Annotated in this window: 1 pseudogene; it reads right to left on the bottom strand. The window is 47.2% G+C overall.

Features of this window, described 5'->3' with window-relative positions:
- A pseudogene (locus G5B47_RS25285) lies at window positions 1–276 on the bottom strand (hypothetical protein); the annotation flags it as partial.
- Between the last annotated feature and the right edge of the window lie 288 nt (window positions 277–564).

Raw genomic sequence — 564 nt, 5'->3', positions numbered from 1 at the left:
ACTTCGGTAATGACGCTTGTGAATGACATATCCGCTCTCCAGAATTTCCTTGCTTTCTTTGCGGAAATACAGGGTTCTCTCGGCGGGACATGTCCAGGTATCTTCCGTTTCGCTGTACATCCAGTTTTCTATTTTGCCAATATCCGACTTCCACACCTTGCTCTTCTCCTTGTGGTAGCTTCCGGAGTTCACGACTCGAACGAGGTGATTCTCTGGAATATCTTCTTCCAAGTCCATTGGCAAGCAAAGTTGGTCCATGGTATATTGAATGTACAAAAGAAATCGCTCCTTTGGGAATGGTTGGGTGGTACCTCCATTTTACCAAAACGGGCGATTTCTTTGTTTGTTTTTAAGTTGGAAGAGGCAATTCCCGCTTAACCAGCGGAGCGGACGGAACGATTGTGGAAAAGCGGCAGCGTTCGCCTTTGTGTCCGGATTTTCACCGCTAAGGGGAATGAAAAAAATCTGGACACAACAGCGATTGGAACAACGGTCCGTTTGCGGAGCGTCCACTTAAGCGCCCACGTCAATCCTGGTTAAAAAACAAGGCTGTCCCAAGCATTT

This window comes from Paenibacillus apii (assembly GCF_011043685.1).
GTDB classification, from domain to species: Bacteria; Bacillota; Bacilli; order Paenibacillales; family Paenibacillaceae; genus Paenibacillus_AQ; species Paenibacillus_AQ sabinae.
This window is presented reverse-complemented; position numbering and strand designations above follow the sequence as displayed.